This is a genomic window from Achromobacter semiaridum (assembly GCF_053543755.1).
On the sequence record NZ_JBLVOL010000132.1, the window covers coordinates 1 to 4152 of the forward strand.

The following is a 4152-nucleotide window of genomic DNA, read 5'->3' on the forward strand; positions in this document are numbered from 1 at the left end:
CGGGGCGGATCGGTCGGATCGGTCGGGTCGGCTTCGCGGTGGGACGGTCGGCGGCGACCTCTGCAACTGCGCTACATTGATCGGCGTTCCGCCTTCGCCACGTCCCATCCATGCGCGCGCCCTGCTTGCTGTTGTCCTTGTTGGTGGCCACCGCCCTGCCCGGGCCGGCCATGACCGTTTCGTACGCCGCGCCGATAGCCACAGCCCCCACGTTTCCGGCAGCCGTGCTGGCCGATCAGCGCTACGGCCCCGACCCCGCCCAGATTGCCGATGTCTATCTGCCCGATGCATCGACACCGCGCGCCCGACCCGCGCCGGTGCTTGTCGTGGTGCATGGCGGCTCATGGAAAGGCGGCGACAAGGCCACGCCCGACGTCGTGCAGGACAAGCTGGCCTACTGGCTGCCCCGGGGCTACGCCGTGATCTCGGTCAACACACGGCTGATGCCGCAAGCCCGGCCGGCCGCGCAAGCCGAAGACCTGGGGCGGGCCATCGCGTGGATCGCCGGGCAGGCTGGCCGCTGGCAGGTTGACCCGGACAACCTGTTCGTCATGGGCCATTCATCAGGCGGCCACCTGTTGACCTTGCTGGCCGCCGACGCCGCGATGCGCCAGCGCACGGGCGCCCCCTTGTGGCGGGCCAGCATCATCCTGGACGGGGCGGGCTTCGATCTGCTGGACGTCATGCCGCGCCCGCACGCCCCGTTTTACGACGAAGCCTTCGGCGCGGACCCCGCCGAATGGGCGCAGGCGTCGCCCGCCGCGCAACTGACCGGGCCGCAACCGCCCGCGTTATTCGTGTGTTCCACATTGCGACCGGACCCATGCCGACGCGCGCAGCGCTACGCCGACCTGTTGACGGCACATGGCGGCCAAGCCGCGCTGTTCGGCGTTGCCCGCAACCACGCGCAGGTCAACGCCGACGTCGGTGCCGACAACGAGGCCACCCGCGCAATCAACGCCTTCATCACCGCACGACTACAGCGGTAGAAGCCGTAAGCGCGATAGGACGCAGGTGGAACCGTCCGGCGACGATCGGTGGCCATCGAAAAACGGTCGACAGCGATAGGGACCGACGAGCAACAGGCCGCGCGTTCGTGACACAATCTGGCCCGCCTCAATGACGGGCGGGCCGCCATCGTGCCCGCCACCTCCATGCCCCTGTTCACCCTGCACCGCCTGACCTCGCTGATCCTGACCGCCGCCGGCCTGCTGGCCTTGGCGGGCGCTCACGCCGAACCCGCGACGGTAGGCGATATGCCGCCCCGTATGCCGCCCCGTATGGCGCCCCGTATGGCGCCCCGTATGGCGCCCGCCGTGATGCCCGGCGATTCTCAAGCTGCCACACCCGCCGCGCCTGCCGCAGCCGCCCTCACCGAGCCCCCGCCCGGCATGGCCCAGTACGGCCGGGGCACCCATGGCCAGACCCTGACCCTGACACTGCCGAGCGACCACCACAGTGCGCCCGCGCCGCACACGCCATATCGTTTGTTCCTGACGGGCAAGCAGGAATCCATTGAAGACACGCCCAGCCAGGACGGCATCCTGCACGGCGTCACCGACGACCAGGGCCGTACCGCCTGGGTCTGGACCGACAAGGCGCACGACCACGACGACTTCACGCTGATCCGCCGCGTCGGCGACGGCGCGTGGGGCCACTTCTTCCAGTTGCATTCCAGCAGCAGCACCAAAGAACCCGTGCCCGCGTGGCCCTACATCCTGACCATGCGCCAGCGCTGGGGCGAACAATGGGTAGACCTGGGCTACACCACGCGCCAAGGCGCCACCGCCTACTTCAGCCACGACAAGCCGGCCGTGTCCATATCCCTGTCCATCGAGGGGCCCGCTATCGACAACCGCGCCTGCTTTGACGAGCTGGACGCCGTCAACCGCAAATTCAGCCAGGGCGACGTCGACGGCGCGAATGCGCTGATCAGCGGGATGCGCTGCGCCGCCACCCCGCAACAACAGCTGGACCTGGCGCAACTGCTGTTGATGGTCGGTCGGCAGGACGATGCCCGCCACTGGCTGATGCGGGCACGCGAATGGCGGTTTCCGCAATCCCTGAAACCCGTCGACACCGATTTGCTAAGCGACCGGCTGGACGTAGAGCGGCTGCTGGGCATGCCCGACCTGGCGCTGGCCGATGCGCAAACGCTGCAACAGCGTCAATCCAGGCTCGGCCGTGCGGGGCGGGCCAGCGACACGGACTGGGCCAACAACATCGCTTATTTTCTGGCGGACTTTCCGGACTACCTGCCCCAAGCCGAAGCCCAGGCGCGGCAATCGATCCGCGAGATGGGGCCGAACGCGTTCAACCAGGGCACCCTGGGCTGGATCCTGAGCCTGCAAGGCGACAGCGAAGAAGGGCTGCGCCTGCTGCATGTGGCGTATCGGGAGTTGTCTCGCAATGAAGAGCTGGTGGCCGACTATGGCCTGGCGCTATGGCGACACGACCGCCCCGAGCAGGCGGTTCGCCTGTGGGACGAGGCGCAGGCGCAATGCGTGTGGGGCCCCCGCCTGCACGACGCCATGCGCGAGGCGCGGTACCCGCATCCCTACTTCCAGCCGGCGGATTCCGACGCGGTCAAGGCGTATCGCCAACGCTGCGACGCGCCTCGGACCAAACGCAAGACCGTGGCCGGAGTCGCGCATAACGGCGCTGTCGTAACCGGACGCCATTAGGCGGGCACGGCTAGCGGGGTTCTCTAGCGCGGCTCCGCCTTGCCCGGCGCCTCTTGCCGGGCGCCCCTCGGCGGGCGCCCCTCGGCGGGCCCCACCCCGTATCCAGGGCCGCATCGCGGCCCCGGCAACCGTCTTACTTCTCGTCCTTCATCTTGACGTCGCTGGCGGTGTCGGCCTTCAGGCCGCTGGTGTTGATCTTGCCGGGCGGCGGCGCGTCGATCTCGTCCAGGTTGGCGGCGGCGGGCGCGGCGGCTGCCGGTGCGGCGACCTCATCCAGGTTGACCGCATCGGCGACAGGCGCCGTGGGCGCGGCGGGCTTGGCCTTGGGCGGCGCCTTCGGGCGCGGCTTGGCTGGCACGCGGGGCTTGGCCACTTCCAACGGACGGGTGTACAGGTTGCCGTCCTGATAGACCAGCATGTAGGGCTTGCCGACAGCCGGCTTCACGGTCTGGCGGGCCGTCCACTGGCCGTTGGACACGTTGAACGCCAGCGGGCCTTCGCAGCTGCGATAGCTGTTCTGCCACTTTGACGACTGCGCGCCCGATACGCGGTAGACGTGATAGACGTGGTTGCAGCCCAGCTCCGGCACGTCCAGCGTGATCAGCGTTGCGCCCGGCACTTCGGACACGTTCGCCACCGTCATGGCTGCGCCCTTGACCTCAAGTTCCATCACCTTCTTCTGGCCATAAAACTTGATGTCGTACGAATCGTTGTAGTAACGGCGCAGCGCGGCGCGTTCGCCGTTAACGGAGAAAACCTGTTGTTCCTTGGCCAGGACTTCACCAAAATCCAGGCCCATCTTGCCCGAGCCCGTGCTGACGCAGCCGCCCAGCGCAGCCGTTGCGACCACGGCGGAAATCGTGACTATTGCGCGAAATGCACGACTGACATCGGACCCGCCTGCCGCTTTTTCTGAAAACCATCCGATGAAAGCTGAAGTCACGCCATAACCCCTTGATAATATTGCATTAAATAGTGGTTAGGAACATTCCTAAGCCACGTATCATTTAATGTCAAATGATTCGCAATGTTATACTGTAAACCAAAGCGTACAGGGCGAGGCTGAAAGCATGAAGAAGGTTTGCGTGGCCGCGGCAATTGCCGCAAGCGTTGGCAGCCTGCCAGCACACGCCGAGGCGTATCGCCTGGCATATTCCAAAGCGGAAAACATCGAGATATTCATCGATCACGCCGCCGGCTCGCCGTGGTGCAGCGCCCATCTGGACTTGCGCGCCGTGTACGGCGCCGCGCCCGACGCCGCCGCGCTGGGCCGCCTGCTTCCCAAGATCGGGGTTTTGCTGGGCAAACAATGCGCGCAAGCCGTCGATCTGCGTTGGGCCAGCTACACCAGCGCCGGCGCACGCGTCGCCGACGGCACCAGCACAAAGGCCGCGGCCTGGGCCATGCAAGCGTCGGCTGCCGCGCAGCCCGCCGCCACGGCGGCATCCGCTGCCGCACCGACGGCGCA

Annotated in this window: 4 protein-coding genes; 3 read left to right on the forward strand and 1 reads right to left on the reverse strand. The window is 67.2% G+C overall.

What is annotated here, in order from left to right:
• The first annotated feature begins 110 nt into the window (after positions 1–110).
• Positions 111–989, forward strand: a complete 879-nt coding sequence (locus ACNPP0_RS26795; RefSeq protein WP_448707506.1) for an alpha/beta hydrolase — start codon at positions 111–113, stop codon at positions 987–989.
• Between the two features lie 165 nt (positions 990–1154).
• Positions 1155–2684, forward strand: a complete 1530-nt coding sequence (locus tag ACNPP0_RS26800) for a tetratricopeptide repeat protein (protein WP_448707508.1) — start codon at positions 1155–1157, stop codon at positions 2682–2684.
• Positions 2685–2817: 133 nt separating this feature from the next.
• Here the strand turns inward: ACNPP0_RS26800 and ACNPP0_RS26805 are convergent, their stop codons facing one another.
• Complete coding sequence (locus ACNPP0_RS26805) at positions 2818–3534, reverse strand: hypothetical protein (protein ID WP_332610154.1); 717 nt, start codon at positions 3532–3534, stop codon at positions 2818–2820.
• A gap of 220 nt (positions 3535–3754) precedes the next feature.
• Here ACNPP0_RS26805 and ACNPP0_RS26810 point away from each other — a divergent pair.
• The coding region (locus tag ACNPP0_RS26810; protein WP_448707510.1) for a hypothetical protein at positions 3755–4152 on the forward strand (398 nt) is incomplete at its 3' end.

Excerpts from the sequence above, each read along its gene's own strand:
- ACNPP0_RS26800 (WP_448707508.1), top strand. The coding sequence starts at position 1,155 with ATGCCCCTGTTCACCCTGCACCGCCTGACCTCGCTGATCCTGACCGCC.
- ACNPP0_RS26795 (WP_448707506.1), top strand. The coding sequence starts at position 111 with ATGCGCGCGCCCTGCTTGCTGTTGTCCTTGTTGGTGGCCACCGCCCTG.